The 18,503-nt window shown below is 61.3% G+C and carries 16 protein-coding genes and 3 pseudogenes; 9 read left to right on the top strand and 10 right to left on the bottom strand.

The window, feature by feature from the left end:
* Positions 1–180: hypothetical protein (locus AC56DV_RS03725; protein WP_496312948.1), on the bottom strand; the 180-nt coding region annotated here is incomplete at its 3' end.
* Between the two features lie 222 nt (positions 181–402).
* Here AC56DV_RS03725 and AC56DV_RS03720 point away from each other — a divergent pair.
* Entirely contained in the window at positions 403–1,863 is a 1,461-nt protein-coding gene (locus tag AC56DV_RS03720) for a tannase/feruloyl esterase family alpha/beta hydrolase (RefSeq protein ID WP_496312947.1), read from the top strand.
* Positions 1,864–2,131: 268 nt separating this feature from the next.
* On the opposite strand, the gene AC56DV_RS03715 is transcribed toward AC56DV_RS03720, so the two are convergent.
* Positions 2,132–2,245, bottom strand: a complete 114-nt coding sequence (locus AC56DV_RS03715) for a transposase domain-containing protein (RefSeq protein ID WP_496312959.1) — start codon at positions 2,243–2,245, stop codon at positions 2,132–2,134.
* Between the two features lie 132 nt (positions 2,246–2,377).
* On the opposite strand from AC56DV_RS03715, the gene AC56DV_RS03710 reads away from it, so the two are divergent.
* Positions 2,378–3,241, top strand: a complete 864-nt coding sequence (locus tag AC56DV_RS03710; RefSeq protein ID WP_496312946.1) for a site-specific integrase — start codon at positions 2,378–2,380, stop codon at positions 3,239–3,241.
* Positions 3,242–3,311: 70 nt separating this feature from the next.
* On the opposite strand, the pseudogene tnpC reads toward AC56DV_RS03710, so the two are convergent.
* The 4 genes and pseudogenes from tnpC to AC56DV_RS03690 form a co-directional block, all read right to left on the bottom strand.
* Positions 3,312–4,634, bottom strand: a pseudogene (gene tnpC / locus AC56DV_RS03705) (IS66 family transposase); the annotation flags it as partial.
* Positions 4,635–4,652: 18 nt separating this feature from the next.
* On the bottom strand, positions 4,653–4,799 hold the full coding sequence (locus tag AC56DV_RS03700; RefSeq protein WP_496312945.1) for a hypothetical protein: 147 nt from the start codon (positions 4,797–4,799) through the stop codon (positions 4,653–4,655).
* A 45-nt stretch (positions 4,800–4,844) separates the two neighbouring features.
* Positions 4,845–5,087: an IS66 family insertion sequence element accessory protein TnpB gene (tnpB, locus tag AC56DV_RS03695; RefSeq protein WP_496312944.1), complete on the bottom strand. Its 243-nt coding sequence runs from the start codon at positions 5,085–5,087 to the stop codon at positions 4,845–4,847.
* A 165-nt stretch (positions 5,088–5,252) separates the two neighbouring features.
* On the bottom strand, positions 5,253–6,164 hold the full coding sequence (locus tag AC56DV_RS03690; protein WP_496312943.1) for an AraC-like ligand-binding domain-containing protein: 912 nt from the start codon (positions 6,162–6,164) through the stop codon (positions 5,253–5,255).
* 208 nt (positions 6,165–6,372) lie between these two features.
* Here AC56DV_RS03690 and AC56DV_RS03685 point away from each other — a divergent pair, with 208 nt between their 5' ends.
* From AC56DV_RS03685 to AC56DV_RS03665, 5 genes and pseudogenes are all read left to right on the top strand, one after another.
* On the top strand, positions 6,373–7,557 hold the full coding sequence (locus AC56DV_RS03685; RefSeq protein ID WP_496312942.1) for a porin: 1,185 nt from the start codon (positions 6,373–6,375) through the stop codon (positions 7,555–7,557).
* A gap of 12 nt (positions 7,558–7,569) precedes the next feature.
* Positions 7,570–7,998, top strand: coding sequence for a type 2 periplasmic-binding domain-containing protein (locus tag AC56DV_RS03680; RefSeq protein ID WP_496312941.1), 429 nt, complete (start codon positions 7,570–7,572; stop codon positions 7,996–7,998).
* Positions 7,998–9,605, top strand: a complete 1,608-nt coding sequence (locus tag AC56DV_RS03675) for a methyl-accepting chemotaxis protein (protein WP_496312940.1) — start codon at positions 7,998–8,000, stop codon at positions 9,603–9,605. Before AC56DV_RS03680 ends, AC56DV_RS03675 begins: the two co-directional genes overlap by 1 nt.
* A gap of 94 nt (positions 9,606–9,699) precedes the next feature.
* Positions 9,700–9,894, top strand: a pseudogene (locus AC56DV_RS03670) (hypothetical protein); the annotation flags it as partial.
* Positions 9,895–9,901: 7 nt separating this feature from the next.
* Positions 9,902–10,207: pseudogene (locus AC56DV_RS03665) on the top strand (Mu transposase domain-containing protein); the annotation flags it as partial.
* A 382-nt stretch (positions 10,208–10,589) separates the two neighbouring features.
* Here the strand turns inward: AC56DV_RS03665 and AC56DV_RS03660 are convergent.
* The 4 genes from AC56DV_RS03660 to AC56DV_RS03645 form a co-directional block, all read right to left on the bottom strand.
* Positions 10,590–11,900 carry an IS1380 family transposase gene (locus AC56DV_RS03660; RefSeq protein ID WP_496312939.1) on the bottom strand — a complete coding sequence of 437 codons (1,311 nt, stop codon included), beginning with the start codon at positions 11,898–11,900 and terminating at the stop codon, positions 10,590–10,592.
* Positions 11,901–12,111: 211 nt separating this feature from the next.
* Positions 12,112–13,317 (bottom strand): IS110 family RNA-guided transposase, encoded by a 1,206-nt coding sequence (locus tag AC56DV_RS03655; protein ID WP_496312938.1) that lies wholly within the window; start codon positions 13,315–13,317, stop codon positions 12,112–12,114.
* Positions 13,318–13,422: 105 nt separating this feature from the next.
* On the bottom strand, positions 13,423–13,740 hold the full coding sequence (locus tag AC56DV_RS03650; RefSeq protein WP_496312937.1) for an RES domain-containing protein: 318 nt from the start codon (positions 13,738–13,740) through the stop codon (positions 13,423–13,425).
* Positions 13,737–14,081 carry a DUF2384 domain-containing protein gene (locus AC56DV_RS03645; RefSeq protein ID WP_496312936.1) on the bottom strand — a complete coding sequence of 115 codons (345 nt, stop codon included), beginning with the start codon at positions 14,079–14,081 and terminating at the stop codon, positions 13,737–13,739. Before AC56DV_RS03645 ends, AC56DV_RS03650 begins: the two co-directional genes overlap by 4 nt.
* Before the next feature lie 562 nt (positions 14,082–14,643).
* Here AC56DV_RS03645 and AC56DV_RS03640 point away from each other — a divergent pair.
* A complete protein-coding gene (locus tag AC56DV_RS03640; RefSeq protein ID WP_496312935.1) occupies positions 14,644–15,777 on the top strand; it encodes an MCP four helix bundle domain-containing protein in 1,134 nt (377 codons plus the stop codon).
* Positions 15,777–18,416, top strand: a complete 2,640-nt coding sequence (locus tag AC56DV_RS03635) for a PAS domain-containing hybrid sensor histidine kinase/response regulator (RefSeq protein WP_496312934.1) — start codon at positions 15,777–15,779, stop codon at positions 18,414–18,416. Before AC56DV_RS03640 ends, AC56DV_RS03635 begins: the two co-directional genes overlap by 1 nt.
* Positions 18,417–18,503: the final 87 nt, after the last annotated feature.

Here is an 18,503-nt window from a genome sequence, read left to right as displayed (position 1 = left end):
TGCCATTGGTTGGGCAAATGCCGTCGCCACAGTTTTGCTTGTCGGGTCGGCAGTATGGTTGTGGCGGATGGGCAGGGCAAAATCTCGATCCGCCGTGGCGGCCATAAATCTGCCCTGAAAAGGAAATTGATCACTATTGGATGTCCGTTTAGGGGCCGTGTTTTTGCCTTGAGCGGACATGCTCCGTCAGATTAAGTCTGAGCTATTTACACTTAATATATTCCAACACGCAAAAGGAAGGAAACACCATGCAACGATCCTTGCAACGGCCGCGCACCGCGCTTGTCGCCCCTTCCGCGCTGCTTATGCTCACCTTGGGGTGTGCTGCGACGGCGCCTACCGTCAGGGCGGAAACCGCGCCGGGCAATCTGACGCCGCTGGCGTCGTGCCGTGTTAGGGGGGATGAACGTGCCGGCGACGGCAATTGGCTTGGCAACCAGCGGCGCAACAGTACAGGCGGCCGTGCCGGTTATCGATACCGATTCGTCCGCTGCAGCCCGAGACTTTTGTAAAGTCACCGGTGTCATCAACGCGGTTGACCCAACGGCGGCGCCGATCCGCTTTGAAGTGAACTTGCCGGCGTCATGGAACCGGCGCCCATTGCAGATGGGTGGGGGAGGAACCAATGGCCGCGCGGTGACGGGCTTGGGCAGCTATGTGGGCCAGCCCGACACCCAGCCGACCGCACTGGCGCAGGGCTTTGTCACGTTGGGCAGCGACGCCGGCCATAACGAGGCTGTCGTCGTCGCCTGCGATAGCTTGGATGGCGCTGGCGATGGTATAACCAGTAACATCAAGGCATGCAACGCGGCCTTCACGATTGACACCGTGAAAGCGACCCTGCGTTGCCCAGGCGGTGCCGATACCGGGGATAGCTGCTTGTCCGATCCGCAGATTGGAACTGTTGTCAGGAGCAACTCGCCAGTCAATTTCAACTTTGCTTTTGCGGGAGGATCGACCGGTTTTCCACGCTGGCCCATCCTCGAAGGCGCCACTTTCCTACGAGAGCACCTTGGCAAGAGTGACATCGCCTTGAATCCGCCGAGCCTGCCGTCCGATCACGTCAAGGGCTCGGCATTCCAGTTACTGCCGGCGGCCGCAACGATCAAAGACATCATTACCCAAAATTTCGATACGGATGCACTGGCATTCGACCCTAACCGATGGGTGGCGAGGATTCAGACGGTATCGAAGTGGCTGGACGCGAGTAGCACCGATCTTCGCCGTTTCAAGGCGAAAGGCGGCAAGATGCTGCTGTCGCATGGAACGATCGACGAGTCGTCGATCACTCCGCACAACACGATCGTCTACTATGATAGCTTGGTTGCGGCGAACGGCCAGGCGAACGTCGATGAATTCCTGCGCTTCTATCTGATTCCCGGGTTCGGACATAGCGTTGGAGTCTTTCTCGCGCGCTGGGATTCGCTCGCTGCTCTGCAGGCCTGGGTGGAAAATGGGATCGCACCGCACGATCTGATGGTCATCGACGGCAATACCAACACAGCCACTGCCGGTCGCAGGCGCCCACTCAGCGAGCGTTGTCCGCGGCAAACTGGACACCCATTCCACGGCAAACTGGACACTTGGTCTGTAAGTGTCAGCGGAACCCGTATTCGGCGCGCAGCTCACAAATCGATGATCTTACGCAGCAGCCCGGGGGAGACACGCCACTGTTCGCCGTCACACAGCAGCGAACATGACTTCGCGTTGATGCGCGTGACAGTGCCGATGCGTTCGCGCAGGTGCTTGTCAGTGAAGCTGACCGTGTCGCCGAGTTTGAACGTGGCCACGTCGACGGGGCGCTGCGGCATGGGAGGTGCCTGCTCGGCGCACTGGGCCGGGTCGGCAACGATGGCGGCGTAAGGCCGCTTCCATTGCGTGTGCGTGGCGGTGTCTTGAACGGTGGCGCTGGTCGCTTGCAGTTGCAGCACGCGGCCCGGCACGAGGGTGCCACGGCGGTGGTCGAAATACATCACCTGCGCCCCCAGGTGCAGATGACGGCGCACGTCGAGGATGCGGCGCGGGTCGGCGAGCATTTGGTTGAGGGCCAGGCTCAATTCATACAAGTCGAGGCTGGGGGCGTTACGCAGGGCGTCAAGAAGGCGGGAGTCCATCCCGCAATTTTAACGCGTCATGCCCATTGGTAGATCGACAGCGGCAGCAACTCGGCGACCCGGTTGATCGGATGCGATGGCGGCCGCGCCAGCACGCCCTTGAGCCACAGGTAGGGATTGATTCCGTTCAGCTTGGCTGTTCATGCCGAATTCCAAACTATGCCGAGCCGATAGAAACGATATGTCATTTTTCCAGTAATTCACGAGACCGGTGCTCGGCATATTCTGGTGTTCTCTCTTGTTAATTTTTAAAGGGGAAGAACATGACTACGAGCGCATATTACAGCGGCCCCAAGATCCTTCAGCGTCTGCGCGAAGGCCCCCTGGGTGTCCATATCGATATCTACGCAGCGAAACTATTGGAGGAAGGGCATTGCCGGCAAAGCGCCTGGCGTAGCCTTCGCGTCGTTTGCGACTTCAGCCATTGGCTCGCCCGCAAGCGACTTGATTTGCAAGACATGAATGAGGAAACCGTCAAACAATACGAGCAATTTCGTCTTCGTTGCCGATGCCCGTTCGTGAGCGATCATTCTGCGCTGCAACGACTACTCGCATTGCTGCGGGAGAAGGACATTATTGCGCCAAGACCGCCAATCGTTCTAGGTGCGCTCGATCAGATCGCTGAAGATTTTTACCAACACCTCAGCCTGAAACGTGGCCTTGCGCGCGTGACCATTACCCGTCACATCCCAATCGTTCGTCAATTCCTGCATGAGCGATGTGCCGCAGGGGCCGCACAGATTGCACGTCTTACGGCCACGGACCTGGTCAGGTTTGTGGAACGCCATGCGGGTGACCATAGTCCGCGCTCGGCCCAGAGCATGTGTTGGACACTTCGTGCTTTTACGCGATACCTGCAGTATCAAGGCTATGTTGCCATAGACTTGGCCAGCAGCGTGCCGAGCATAAAACAGTGGCGGCTGACGTCACTGCTCCAGGCGGGAGTGGATAGCTCAATCATTGCCTTGTGGCTTGGCCATGAATCTGTCGAAACCACGCAAGTCTACTTGCACGCTCATTTGGCAATCAAAGAAGCGGCGCTGGCCAAGATCAAACCACTGAAAGGCAAGAAGCCGGACCGGTACCACCCCGGCGATCAACTGTTGACGTTCCTCAACGCCCTGTAGTACCGCCAACTATGCCGAGTAGCGAGTTCGGTTTTCAACGGACCAGGCTATAGATTCAACACGGCCCTCATTATCGAACATCGAAACTCGGCATAGTTTGGAATTCGGCATGAACGGCCCTATGCCGCGTTCGGCATAGGGCCGTGCCGATCAACGAGTACATCGTCGCCGCCGCGTGACCGCCACGCGCCGAGCCGGCGAACAGGTAATTCGAGCGCCCCACTGCAATCGGGCGGATCGCTTGCTCAATGGCGTTATTGTCGGGCACCAGCACACCGCTTTCGGTATAGAGCACCAGTGCCTCCCAGTTGTGCAAGGCGTAGCCGAATGCCTGGGCCAGTGGCGCCTGCGGCACTAGTTGCGGCACATGCCCGTCAAGCCAGCGCCGGAACTCGGCCAGCAGCGGCACGCTGTGTTCTTGGCGCTGTCGCAACCTCTGGTCAGGCGTCAGGTCGCGGATGGTTCTCTCGATGGCGTACAACCTTGCGATCCAGGCCAGCGCCGCGCTGGCCAATCCTGGCGTCTTCTGCACCTTGGCGATCTCGAAGAACTTGCGCCGGCAATGGGCCCAACAAGCGACCTCCATCACACGCCCGCCACGATACAGCGCCGAATAGCCGCTGTAGGCATCGGCCTGCAAATAGCCCTGATAGTCGGCCAGGAAGGTCGCCGGATGAACCGCCTCACGCGACTCGGTGAATTCGAACAAGACCGCCGGCGGATGATCGACCCACAAGCCATTCTCTTCACGCTGCCCGGCGCCAAGGTAACCCCACAGGCGGGCCGTCTTGGTGCTGCCGCGGCCAGCCTCCTGCAACGGCATCGTGGTGTCGTCCGAGTGCACGCGCGGCGCAGCCAGGATATGGGCTTTGAGCGCTGGCCGCAGCACCGCCAGCAGCTCGGCCGCTGCCAGCTTCCATTCGCACAACGTGGTGCGTGGCAGGTGCACGCCGTGGCGCTTGAAGATCGCCTCCTGACGGTTCAGTGGCAGATGGTCGGCGCAGGTGCTCACCAACACCTGCGCCAGCAGACCGGCGCTGGCGTTGGACTTGGGCAGCAGAGACGGCTGCGCCTCCGTGCGCACGGTCGATTCGCCATCCTTCTTGCACGCGTACTTGATGCGCACGTGTTCAATCACCGTCAGGTTCGCCGGCGTGTAGTCCAGGGTTTCGGAGATTTCCTCGCCGATCTTTCCGATCCGGTCGAAGCAAGCCTTCACGGCGTCGCTCAGGTCGTACTCGACGCGCTCGGGCGGCAAGTCCTTGGGCAGCGCTGGGCGCCCGCGCCGCACATGGCCGGCGACCCGCGTGGCCGGCAAGGCCGGCGGCACGGGGAGGTTGACGGATTCGGCGAACAAGTCGCCCTGTGCAGGCCGTTGTTCCGAGCTGGCGCCAAAGCGCGCACGGACGAATTAGGCCAACTGGTGCTTGAGCAATTCGACTTGCATCCACAGATCGTGGGCGATCCGATTCTGCTCGATGGCGATGCGGCGCATCGCGGCGATGTCGGGTGGAAGATCGGAGGGATCAATGAGCGCCAGCATGCAGATCAAACGCATGAGCATGCCGGCGCGTTTACAGCGGATGAAAAATTTATCGCAGCGTCACGCGACGCGCTGTGCCGTGGCCGGCGGGTGCGGTTGCAGCGGCGGGATGTCGATGCCTTCGAGCCAGGCGTGTAGCTCGGCCACCGACAGGCCGCGCTGGGTCAGCGCCTCCGGCGCCGGGAAGCGGCCACGTTCGAGCCGCTTGTACCAAAGCGCGAAGCCGGTGCGATTCCAGTACAGGATATTGACCTTGCGCCGATCGCGCCCGACGAAGACGAACAGGTGGTCGAGCTGCTGCAACGCGGCCAGCGTGTCGCCATTGTTGACCTCGCCACGGATACCGATTGGGCGGTGGCCAATTATGTCGCCTATTTGCTGGGCGCATTGAGCGCATCGCGATTCGGGAACGCCGCTCGACTTGCATGCTGCTTGGCTGAAATCGCCAACATGCCATACTCCTTTCCATCAATGTGGGCCGCATCGGTGTCGGTGTTCGCGCGGCGAGACACCAAATCTGCGCCGAAAAGCAGTGCTGAAATGGGATAAGTCGCTGAAGCCGCGCGCCAGTGCGATCATCGAGATGCTGCGTCTCGCCAAAGCGGGATCACACAGGTCCGTCGCGACCCGCTCGAGCCTCCGGTGCCGGATCAAGCGCTCAAGCGATGTGCCTTCCGCTTGCAGCAATTGATTGATGTAGCGGTTGGACAGGTGCAAGGCCTGTGCCGCCATGGCTGGTTTGAGTTCGGGATTGGCCAGGTGCTCATCTACGAACAGCAGCACCCGCATCAGCGCTGCCGTTTTGTATTCTGAGAGCTGAAAGGGTGAGCGCCGCGCCATTTCCACCATCATGGTGCACGTCAAGTCGGCAAGATTGCGGCTCACCCTTTCAGCCGAGTGAAGGTCAAGACTGGAGGTACGCGTAGCCAACTGCCTCACATAACCCGCCACCAAAGGGAAGATTTCGCTGGCCTGGCTCAGGTCCCGGTTGGTGAGGTGGGTGTAGCCGCTCACACTGCCCTCAATTTGCGCGCGCGGCACCTCAAGAGCCAGCAGTTGCCCCCCCTTGGGGTAGTTAAGCGTGCACGGACGGGCACCATCGTAGCACGCACCTGAGCCGGGCTTCAGCAGCGTATCGCGCCCGTACTGCACTCCTTCGACCGTGCCGATCTGGGGGAAAAGGAACAACAATTTGTCCTCTCCACCTTGCCTCACTTCTGCCTGCTTCCGATCGGTTGCATTGGGTGTGAACTGCACGCTCCCTACGCTCAGCCCACCAAATTTCTGTATGGCGAGATCGACCTGGAGCCGGCGTTCGTCTGACGGCTTGATGAGCAGCGGCCAGGCATATCTGCGGCAGGCTTCATGCCAGTAGTCCACTTCCCCTCCGGGCGACGCTCCCTCGCCTGAGATGACTATGAATTGTGTTTCCGGCGACAGGTCCGGGAGACGGTTTTTGAACATCGGCGCAGTCAATCTATGAGGGAGCCCCCTCGGCCAAACGAGTATAGCAAAGCACGGGCACCCCGCCTATCAGGCACTACTCAGTTTGACATAGGGAATTCCCTACTCCCGCTAGGCAAATAAATTGCACCTCCTGGACAAGTTCATTTGCGGTGTGCGCCATATACTTGAAACCACTTTCCAAAATTTAATTTTTACTAACATGGAGTTTATGGCATATCCCTTGATTGCGGCTGTTCTGGCAGGAGCAGCACTCACAGCCTCCACCGCGCTTGCCGAAGACGGCGGACCGACCTATACCTTCAGCGGCTACGGCACGGCGGGGGCGACCCATTCCAGCGAGCGGGCGGCGGACTTTATCGCTCTCCCTCATCAGCGAAGCGGCCCGGGCCACAGCCGAAACTGGTCGCTCGACACCGACAGCCGTCTGGCCGGCCAACTCACCGCTAATTTCAACAGCCAATGGTCGGCCGTGCTACAAGTCGTCGCTGAGCAGCAAGCGGACAACTCCCACAGGCCGAAGGTCGAATGGGCCAATATCCAGTTCATGCCCACTCCTGACATCACGCTCCGTGCCGGGCGTATCGTGTTGCCCGTTCTTCTGATGGGTAATACGCGCAAGGTCGGCTATGCGCTTCCCTGGGTACGCATGCCGAGCGCGCTGTTTGAGACTGAGTCCATTCCCAGCTCTGATGGCGTGGATGCCTCGTACATCCAGCATTTCGGCCCCGTCAAAAACAGCATCATGGCCTCTACCGGCAGGCGAAAAATCAAACTGGGCAACGGTCCGCTGGCGGGAAGGACACTCAAGGCCACGAGGATCAGCACTGTCGTCGATGTCGTAACTTACGGAAACATGACGCTCCAGCTCTCGCTTATGGACAGTGCCGCCATTTTCTCGGGCTTGCCGGGAACGACGCGCTTCCAAATGCATTCAGCCGGCGCAAGCTATGATCCCGGGAACTGGTACGTCATGGGCGAATGGGCACGTAACAAGATCACCAACATCGGCATGGTGACTAATTGGTATGCAGGTGGCGGATACCGGATTGGCAATTTCACGCCCTATCTCATCGCCGCCAACCGCACCCTCGCCGACCCTTCCGCCCTGGCCATTCTTCTTCCTCCGCAAAAGACCCAGTCGGCGGGGCTGCGCTGGGATGTGTCGAGCAACACCGACATCAAACTGCAATATGACCGCAATAGCAACGCGGCCGGATCGCAGGGCCTGCTGAAGAATTTGCAGCCTGGGTTCCAGCCTGGCGGTAGGTACCACGTGGTCAGCGCCACGGTGGACTTTGTCTTCTAAGGCGAGGCAGACATGGCATACGCACGAAATTTTTTGCTGGTGCTCGCCAGCTTCATCCTGTCGGCCGAGGTCGCAAACGCCGAAGTCGTGGTCATCGTGTCGGCGAAAAGTCCCGCATCCATCCTGACCGCCGAACAGGCCACCGACATCTTCCTCGGCAATACCCCGAATCTCCCAGGCGGGGGGCAGGCGGTGCCGTTCGACCAACCAGAAAGCTCGGGCCTGCGCGACGAGTTCTATAGCAAGACCGCAGGCAAGACCGCCTCGCAAATGAAGGCATTCTGGTCGAAGATTATCTTCACCGGCAAGGGGCGCCCCCCCAAGGAGGCGGGCGACAGCGCCGCGGTCAGGAAGCTGGTGGCCGAGAATCCGAACGCCATCGGCTACATTGACCGGAGCGCGGTTGACGCCAGCGTCAAGGTCGTGCTGACGGTGCGCTGATGGGCATCAAGCACAGAATCTGGGCCTTGCCGGCCATTGCCGCCTTGCTGTTCGCCGTCGGGCTCGCCATCACCGGGTGGGCCACGACGAGCGCCATCGCGTCCATCACGGGAACCGAGCGGGTTGACTATCCTTTCCTCGATCAGATCAAGGCCGTGGGGCTGGAAGTCCAGGGGATCAGCAGCGGACTAAAGGAAGCGGTGACGGAAGGCGACAAGAAGCGCATTTCCATAGTAGAAAAGCAGGCTCAGGCGGTGCGTGAACACCTCAAAACCATCGCAGCGATACCAGGCCAGGCAGAGACAGCCGAACGACTGAGGACTGAGTTTGAAGCCTATTATGTACCGGCCCGGCGAGTCGCCGGCGTCATGCTGGGTCTCGATTCCGGCGACGCCGACGCCGACATTGCCCCGATGCAGAAGGCACTGACCGCCCTGGAGTCGGACCTGACGGCTACCAATGAGGCGGCACGACAGCGCTTTACGGCCGGCATTTTGCATAGCAGCGATCTCGTGCACTCGGTTCTGCGCACCTGCGCGCAGGTCGCCACCGTGGTCATCCTGACGCTGGCTATTGTGTCATTCTACGTCGTGCGCTCAATCTGGCAGCAACTTGGGGGCGAACCGGCGTATGCGGGCACCATTGCACATGCCGTGGCCGAGGGCGACCTGTCGATGAATATCGTCACCAGCGCTGGGGACGAGCACAGTGTTCTGGCTGAGCTGAAGACCATGCGGAGCAGACTCAGCGGCATTGTCGGCGACATCAGCCGCGCGGCGCGGACCATAGGCGCCGCCAGCGACGATATCGCGGCGGGCAATGCTCACCTGTCCTCGCGCACAGAATCGCAAGCAAGCAGCCTGGAGCAGACCGCCAGCGCCATGGAGGCCTTGACGGACACCGTTCAGCGCAACGCCGCGCATGCCCAACAAGCCAGCGAGTTGGCGCTAGCGGCCTCCGAGGTCGCCATCAAAGGTGGCACGGTGGTGGGCGAGGTGATCGCAACGATGAATGACATCCATACCTCGGCGAGCAAGATCGCGGACATTATCAGCGTTATCGACAGCATTGCCTTCCAGACCAATATTTTGGCCCTGAACGCGGCGGTGGAAGCCGCCAGGGCCGGAGAACAGGGACGCGGATTTGCAGTTGTGGCATCCGAAGTGCGCAACCTGGCCCAGCGTGCCGCCGGCTCCGCAAAGGAAATCAGGGAATTGATTCAGATATCGGTCGAAAAGGTGGCCGCTGGCAGCGAGCTCGTCGACGGTGCCGGCAAAACCATGGACGACATACGCGAGTCGGTCAAGCGGGTCACCAACATCATGTCCGAAATCGCCGTGGCCAGCAAGGAACAAAGCACGGGCATCGCAGAAGTCGGGAAGGCCGTCAGCCTCATGGACAAGATGACTCAGCAAAACGCGGCACTGGTGGAGCAAGCCGCGGCCAGCGCGCAATCCCTGCGCGCGCAAGCGGGTGTGCTGAGCGCCAGCCTGGCTGTGTTCAAGCTTGGTGCGGACGTGCAGGCGGGCGCCGGCGTGGCCGCAGTTGAGACTGCAACGCGCCGGCTGGCGCTGCCGTTTGCGGCTAAGGAAGGCAGACCTGCGTAGCGTCTCAGGCACCGGCTGGGCGGTGCCTGCACCGAACCCGGCCGGTCTATTGTGCAGATTTCGCGATCCGATCGATCAAGATGTCTGCTGAGAAAAGGTGGTCTGGGTAGGGATAGCCGATGAGGTGGCATTGTCTTTCGCTTCCGAGCGTTGGCGTAAGCTGGTCCGGCGTTCGCAGGGACTGGTAAATCCGACCAATCGACGCTTTTTTGAGGTCTGCATCTTCAGCCACCGGAGCAGCGTTCTGAAGTCGGGCGACGTGTGTATCGACGGATCTGGAACGTTTTCCGTAAGCGGCCACGCTGCTCACCGACCTGAACCAGCGTCCCTTCAAAAAGCTGCCCGGCAGCCGTGCCAGCGCCTTCGCCGAGATGGACCAGCCGGCCCTGCGTGCGCTGCCTGAGCAGCAGTACGAATACGCCGAATGGAAGATGGCGCGGGTCGGCGTCGACTACCACGTCGAGGTCGACGGCCACTACTACTCGGTGCCGTGCCAGCACTCGCGGGCTCAGGTGGACGTGCGCACGACGCGCAGCACGGTCGAGGTATTCCAGCGCGGTCAGCGCATCGCTAGCCACGCCCTGTGCGCCTTCAAGGGCCGCCACACGACGGTGGCCGCGCACATGCCGCCGGCGCACCGCGAAGTGGCTGGCTGAAACGCGCAGACTTTGACGGTGCGGGCCGAAGCCGTGGGACCGCGTTGCGCGGTGCTCGTGGAGCGACTGCTGTGCCAGCGTCAGCACCCGCAGCAGGCGTTCCGCAGTTGCCTGGGCGTGCTGTCGCTGGGGCAGAAGTACGGCATCGACCGCCTAGCCCGGATATTTCATCAGTGGGTTCCCTGACCGGGGAAATCCGGTCAGGGATGCCCATGACGTTCCGCTAGACTTGTGGCGGCGAGGATTGGGGTTCTGAGTCATGGCGCAAGGCGCAATTACCCCTACCCCACGTTGTTTAAAGCGTGCCGTGGACAGCACTTGGCGGGATCTAAGGGGCCAGCGCGCGGGCTGCCGTGAGGAAGACGTGTTTGAGCGGATGCTGGGATGCGAGCAATACACGCACGCGGCGAGTGTTGCGCACGATGGCCGCGCCGATCTTGAGTAGTTTGACGCGGATGGTGGAGGTGCAGGCGCGCGCAAGTTCGGTGTCGGCCAGAGCTAGGCGGCGCAGGTTGATCATCAAAGTATAGGCAAACGCGGCCAGCAGCAGGCGCAGTTGGTTGGCCTGGAATTTGTGGCAGCTGGCGCGCCGGCCGAACAGATCGAGCTGGGCTTCCTTGATCCGATTCTCGGCCTCGCCCCGGGCGCAGTACACGCGCTCGTACAAGGCCTTCGGGCCACCCTTCAGGTTGGTGACGATGAAGCGCGGATTGGCGCCGTGTGCATCGTGCTCGAGTCGTGCGATCACGCGGCGCTCCCGGTCCCAACTGCGCGCGGCGTAGTCGAATTCACCGATCATGCGCTGCTTGCAGCCGGCCTTCTGATACATGTCGGCCAAGGCCAGTTCGGCCAACGCCACGCGTTGCAGCAACGCGGCGTTCTTCTGCAAACCGACAATGTAGTGCAGCCCCCATTTCTCGAAACGCCGCAGGGCCTGTGGACGGCAAAATCCGGAATCGCCCCGCACGACGATGCGCACGCGCGGCCAAGCCTGGCGCAGGCGGCGGGTGACCAGCTTGATCAAGGCGCTCAGGACGCTGGCCGGGTCGCGGCTGCTCGGGCGCAGCGCACAGGCCAGGATATCCTGGCCGCAGAACACGTACAGCGGCAGGTAGCAGTAGTTGTCATAGTAGCGGTGGAAATGCGCCTTCTCCTGCGCGCCGTGCAGCGGCACATGGGTGGCGTCGATGTCGAGCACCAACTCCTTGGGGCGCTTGCCTTTGCTGGCGATGAACTGCTCCAGCAAGACGCCATGCAGCGCTGCCGCCTGCGCGCGCGTGGAGGATATCTCCAGCCGGCTCAGTGTCGGTGCCGAGGCCAGGTCATCGGCCCGACCCACCGCCGTTTGCATGACCAGATCGCGCCGCAGCACATTATGGTCGCACACATCCTCCCAGCCGCAGCACAGACCATAGATCCTCTGCGCCAGCATTTCGCGCATACCGTGCGCAACGCTGGCGCGACGGCGCCGGTCTTCGAATACGCGCGCGATCGACTGGCTCAATCCTATGCGCCGATCCACCTGCCCCAGCAGCAGTACACCGCCGTCGCTGACGATATCGCCCCCGTCGAACGCCGCCTCAATCACCCGGCGTCCAACCTTACCCAATTCGATCTGTTCATTGGTACAATTTGGCATCGGCTCAGTACCCTAAGGAAACGCTGAATTATTCCTCAACGGTTGTGCCTGCCGTGATCTGAACCTGAGACAATGTGACACCGCCTACTGCTGCCCATCCGATCATGCAACGAAGCTTTTCCGACCTTGAGTACGCCGCCAAGAAGAAGCTGACGCGGCGCGACCGATTCCTCGCCGAGATTGACCAAGTAACGGGGCCCTATGTCCTTCGTCAAGCAGTTGCGAGTGGTGCGGGGCAATAAAGTGTCCCGTCTCGCATCATGGTGTACATCACGTCGCAGCGCCGCCTGGCGAGAGCGATCAGCGCTTGGTTATGGCGTTTGTCTTGGCTGATTTTTCGGGCATAGTAAGCTCGCGATATGGGATCCCGTAGCGCCGCAAAGGCCGACAGGAATAACGCTCGCTTGAGCACTTTATTGCCTCGTCGTGATGGATGTTCACCACGAATCGAGGAGCCGGATCGACGGGTAACTGGCGCTAGCCCAGCATAGGCTGCGAGATGAGCAGCCGAGGCAAAAGCTTTTGCAGCGACCTCGGTAAGGAGTCGAGCTGCGGTCCTGACGCCGACTCCAGGCATGCTGGTCAGGACTGAATAAAGAGGGTGCGCTTGCACCAGCCGTTCAACCTCGTGGGCAACTTCGTCGCGCTGACTGCGCAGTGCCGCGAGTTGGTGTGCCAGGCGCGGCAAGACAATCGTGGCAGCGTTTTTTCCAGGCACAATCACCGTCTGCTCGGAAAGAGCCAGGATAATCTCATGGGCCAAGCCTTTCCCCATCCTCGGTGCGAGCTTGCTGAGTCTGTTCGCCAGGCTCTTCTCGGTTATGGCTGCAAGGCTGGCCGGCGAAGGGTGCCGTTGCAGCAAATCCAACACAGCCGGGTGATCAAGTCGTGGGCCAAGGACACGCTCCAGCGCAGGATGGATTTGTGTCAAGAGTCCGCGAACTCGGTTACTTGTCTGGGTGACTTGGTCGGCTAGATCATCGTCAAAGCCACACAGCATGGTAAGTTCGGCCAATTGTTCGTCATCGAGACGAAGTGAACGCAACGCATGCGGCATCGAGCGTGCAGCTTCGGCGATGATGGCGGCGTCCCGCGCGTCGGTCTTGGCTTCGCCAGCGTGCAGATCGGCAATTCTGCGCATGGCAAGGCCGGGAAGATACGCCATCAGAATGCCTTCTGCTCTGGCGACAGTCACTGGCAGCGCACCAATCGTGGTTGGCTGGTCAACGACTAACAGCAGTTTCCCGTGTTCCTTAAGACCGGAAATCAGCGCGCGGAGCCTCGCTTCATCATTGGGTAGCGCTTTGTCGAATAAGCGCTTACCAGCTTGGTTAAGCGCAACGGCATGGTGTTCACCCTTGCCGACGTCAACGCCAATGAAGACGTCTACAGTATCGTAATGTTCAATCGCGTCCATGCGACCTCCCGCTACAAGTAGTTCTAATGGCCAACGACATACGGCAGCAGGTCTCGGCATCCACGTTACGGATGGCCACAGGATTTTCTCTGGACCAAGTCCCTATCAGCGATCACCAGCCACCCACCAAGTTCGGTGACAACACCCCCGGATCATGGGCGACTGGGGGCAGCAATCATGCCGAACTTGGCTGGCCAAAACCTTGAGGATCAAGGTCTGTATATAGTAACGGGGCATGAGCGCATCGAGCTGCTGGTACTCGGCAAGGGCGGTCTCCAGCTCCATTGACAGGTAGAGCGCGTTGACGCCCGGCCGGTTGGCGCGCCCGCCATAGGTGCCGGCACCGGCCCCCGAGGTCGGCGCGAACGACCATTTGGGTTGATGGACCCGGTAGGCGACTGTATTGAGCGGGGCGACGATCATCCTGTGTACCCGGCCCGAAGCGATTGCAGGTATTTGATGAGAGCTTCCGTGCGCTTTTCCGACACGAGGTCCTGCGGCGTTTTGTAGTCGAATACCGGCAGCGGATGGTTCTTGAACCAGAAGAGCGCCTTCTCGACGCTGCCCGACACGTCGGCGGCCGCGCGTATCACGCGCAGGGATTCGCGCAGATGCGCCTGGAGGATCTCGGTGTCCGGTGCCGGCCTGAGCGTGTTCCTGTGAACGTGCGCTTGCGCGGCGAGGGTCTGCATATCGACCCTGAATACAAGTCCGAACCGTTTAGGCGAAATCGATGGGCTCGCCTCGGCATTGAGGAAATCCATGAATCCGTCGAAGTTCCGATCGAATACCGGAACCGCATCGGCGACCGGGACGGCCCGTTCTGCGGTAGTGATGCTTGCACCTGGGTGCACTATATATGCACTATTATTACACCTTTTTTCGAATCTTTAAACCCGCAATGCGGGACCCGCATTGCGGGACGCCGAGTTGGCGAGCGGCACACCGCCAGCACATTGGCTGGCTAAAGTGAGCGCGCTGCGATTTGGTGATTGCCCCCTGCAGTGTGAATGCTGTTGATGGGGATACTGTGCAGGCGTCTCCCAGTGGGAGAGGAGGGGCAGAAAACGGCATGGACGGGCAGCGAATTGCACCAGAAATTGCTCGTCCTGAAGCCCCTGGCAGGGCTCGCAAGGACTGGCCGCCCAATTTGCCCTCGGTGCCCATTTCACGCGCCAGGAGCATTGCTTCGGACGAGAAAGAAGTCAATTGCTCCACCATGGTATTTGCTGTCATGGCCACACGCAGGCGCACGGTTGCTGCTGTCTTGCGCTACGCAGGACGCCAGCCTTCATTCCTGCTGGCAGGAGATTCAGGATTTCCTGATTGCAATTTTTTTCCGGCATGGGCACCATCCATGGCTCTCACTGGGAACACCTCGCGCTACCCGGCGGCTCACCTCCTGGATTGGTATCGCCTGCATTCCTTCGCCTGCAGGCGTCTGTCAATTGGATCCGGGGCACCCGCCGGATGGCGGCAACACGCAAATCAAACGAAATCATCATGAATTGGTTCTATAGGCTGACGGTTGGCCAACGACTTTTTACCGTAATCTTTGTGGCGACGGCGGCGCTGAGCGTACTCGCCGCCTTCAGCCTGTTCGAGTTGTCGCGTGACCATACTGCAGCCAGTTATGCCGAGATCAACACTGGGCCGAGCCTGGTCGCACTGGATGGGGCCAGCAATGCCATGGGCGTGCTGAGGACCCACACTTACCAACATATCCAGCATATTCTGCATACCGACCCGGCCGGCATAGCGAAGGTTGACGACGACATTCACGCCCAGAGCACCGGCATCGCCGCGGCATTCAAGGCTTACGAATCGCTTCTCTCCGACCAGCAGGACCAAGTCTTGCTGGCAGCCGAACACGCACTGTTCGCCGACGGGAACTCCATCCGCGACACACTGCTCGCGCCGTCGCGCCAGAACCGGAGCGAAGAAGCGTTGCTTGCTGCCTTAACGGCACTTGCCCCGGCCGGTGAAAAGGTATTCGCCGGGCTGGCGAGGCACCGTGCTTATCCCGTCAAACCAGGGAAGGCCGGAACGGCCACCGCCAGGGACATCATGAAGCAGGCCTGGTGGGGCGTGGCAGCGGTGGCGGCGGCAACGCTCCTTCTTGTCCTGGCCCGTGACACGCTGACGGTGCGCAAGGTCTTGCGACAACTGGGCGGTGAGCCCGTCTATGAAACGCAAATCGCGGGGAAGATTGCGGCGGTAAACCTCGGCATCATGGTCCGGATCCGGGAGAATGACCAGGGCAGTTTGTTATTTGCAATGAAAGGCAGGCGCGACAAGGCCGTGATCGACGATTCTGTGGTCAAGGTTGCCTCAGACGGCGACCTAGTCGGCGCGGCCGGCGCAACCATGGGCGATATTGTCCAGGGCATCCGGCCTGTGACCGCCATCATGCGCCAGTCCGCGCCCGCTCTGCGCCGTGCCGGCGTCGGGATGGCCTGATGGTGAAGCGCTCCATGGCGGCGTCCCGTTCCCTCCCGCCAGCCGAACGCGTGCATTGGCACACCCTGTCGTTGTGGCTCGCAGTCGGTGCCGCAGCGAGCGCCTGCGCACTTTGGGTTGAACTGCGCACTGGCCAGCCCACGTGGATGCTGGCATTTACCGTCACTGGCCTGGGCCTGACACCGCCGCTCGGCTACATGCTGCTGGCGCAGCGCCGCCGCATCGCCGAGCGCGACGCCATGCTGGCCGAGCTGGCCAGGCAGATCCCGGGCGTCATGTTCCAGTACCGCCGCTACCCCGACGGGCGCCACTGCTTCCCATATATTAGCGGCAGCCTGACGGATGAGGTCGGCGTAACGCCGGAGCAACTGCGCGAGGATGCGACACCCTTGTTCAGTCTGGTCCATCCCGAAGACTTGCCGGGTTTGCAGGAGGCGATGCGGCATTCGGCGGCCCACCTCAGTGCCGTCCACCTCGAATTCCGTATCCGCCTGCGCCTGTCCGGCGAGCGCTGGCGTGAAGTCATTGCGCGCCCCGAGCGCTTGGCTGACGGCAGTATTTTTTGGCACGGCTTCCTGAACGACATCATGGTCCGCAAGGCAGCCGAGCTGGCGCTGGCCAGTGAACGCTTGCTGCTGAAGACACTGATCCAGGCTCTGCCTGACCTGATCTGGCTGAAGGACACCGAAGGCCGCTATTTGCTCTGCAATGCCGCCTTCGAGCGTTTCTTCGGTGCCTGTGAAGCGGATATCGTGGGCAGGACCGATGCCGATTTCGTCGGGCCGGAACGAGCCGCCTTTTTCCTCCGCACCGACCAGGAAGCCATTGCGGCCGGCGTGCTGCGCATGGCCGACGATTGGGTCTGCTTTGCTGACGATGGCCAACGTGCGATGGTGGAAACCACCAAGCTGGTGCTGCTGGGTAGCAACGGCGATGTGGTTGGTGTGCTGGGCTTTAGCCGCGACATCACGGAAAGCAAGCTGATCGAAGTCGAACAGCGCGAGTTGAACGAGCGGCTGGAAGCTCGGGTGCGTGAACGCACGCACGAGCTGGCGCAAGCTAAGGAACAGGCCGAGCAGAGCAGCCTGGCCAAGAGTGGCTTCCTGGCCAATATGAGCCATGAGATCCGCACGCCGATGAACAGCGTGATTGGCATGGCGCATCTGGCGCTGCAAACCGAGTTGACGGCGCGCCAGCACGATTACCTGTCCAAGATCCTGCTGTCGGGGGAGCACTTGCTGCAACTGATCAATGACATCCTCGATTTCTCCAAGATCGAAGCCGGCAAGCTCGAACTACAGGTGGCGGCCTTCGATCCGCATGCGCTGGTGGAAAATGTGCTGGCGCAACTCAGCGGGCAAGCGCAGCGCAAAAGTCTGTCCCTGCGCGCGGAGGTGGACGTCAGCATTGGCCGCCGCATGTACGGCGACCCGCTACGCCTGAGCCAGGTGCTGCTGAACCTGGTTGGCAATGCCGTCAAGTTTACCGCCAGCGGTGGCGTTGCCGTGCAGGCTATGGCATGGGTGGAGAATGACAACTCCGCCATGCTGCGTTTCGAAGTGCGCGATAGCGGCATCGGCGTGAGCAGGGGGGAAATCGCCGGGCTGTTCCGGGCTTTCCACCAAGCCGATATCTCCGCAACCCGCGCCTTTGGCGGCACCGGCCTCGGACTGGCGATCAGCAAGCGGCTGGTTGAGCAGATGGGCGGTGAAATCGGCGTGGACAGCGCGTCAGGGCGCGGCAGCGTGTTCTGGTTTACCGTGCCGCTGGAAAAGGACCTGGCGGCGGGTTGGAGTGCGGCGCCGATCGCCGCGGCGTCGCCGGTGGACTGGTCCTGGCTGCGCGGGGCCGTGGTGCTGGTGGTGGAAGACAATCCCTACAACCAGCAGGTGGCGGCCGAACTGTTGCAGGGGAAGGGGGCGACTGTGCACATTGCCGCCAACGGCCAGCAGGCGCTCGATCTGCTGGCCGGGCAGCAGGCCGACTGCGTGCTGATGGACGTGCAAATGCCGGTCATGGATGGCGTGGAAGCGGCGCGCCGCATCCGCTTGGACCCGGCGCTAGCCACCCTGCCGCTCATCGCGCTGACGGCCAATGCCAGCAAGGAAGACCGCAGCCGTTGCATTGTCGCCGGCATGGACGATTTCTTGATGAAGCCAATTGCACCGGCGCACTTGTTCGACGCGGTGGCTGCCGCCGTGGCGCGTTACCGGCCGGGCGCATCCGCTGCAATGCTGGTGCTGCCATCCGCGCCATCCACGCCATCCGCGCTGCTGCCGCAGCCTACGGCACAGCGCGGCCTGGTCGACCTCGCCACTCTGATCGAGAACTTCGATGGCGACGCGACGCTGGTGCGCCGCTTCGCCTTCAAGTTCGTGGAGTTGGCGCGGCCCCAGCTTGCCGAGCTGGAATCGGCGCTGGCTGCCGGCGATCTGGCAGCGCTGGCAGCCCTTGGGCATCTCTGCAAGTCCGCCGCGCGCACGGTCGGGGCGCATGCGTTTGCCGCGCTGTGCCAGCAGCTCGAAGAGTCGCCGCCGCAGGGGGGGCTGGCGCAGGCGTGCATCATCGTGCCCCAGTTGCGGCCCCTGCTGGACGAGATTGAGGCGGCGCTCGCCGCCGCCTTTGAGGGGGCATCCTGAAGTCTTGTAGGGGATTGCCTACCTGAAAATAGGAAGTGCCCTATGGAAATGAAAATGGTCTATTGGCACAATGTCGGATTCACGGAA

This window comes from Massilia sp. BGA-UO-ETr-WB1, assembly GCF_059567845.1.
Note: the sequence above shows the minus strand (reverse complement) of the source record. Positions and strands in the feature narration are given on the sequence as shown.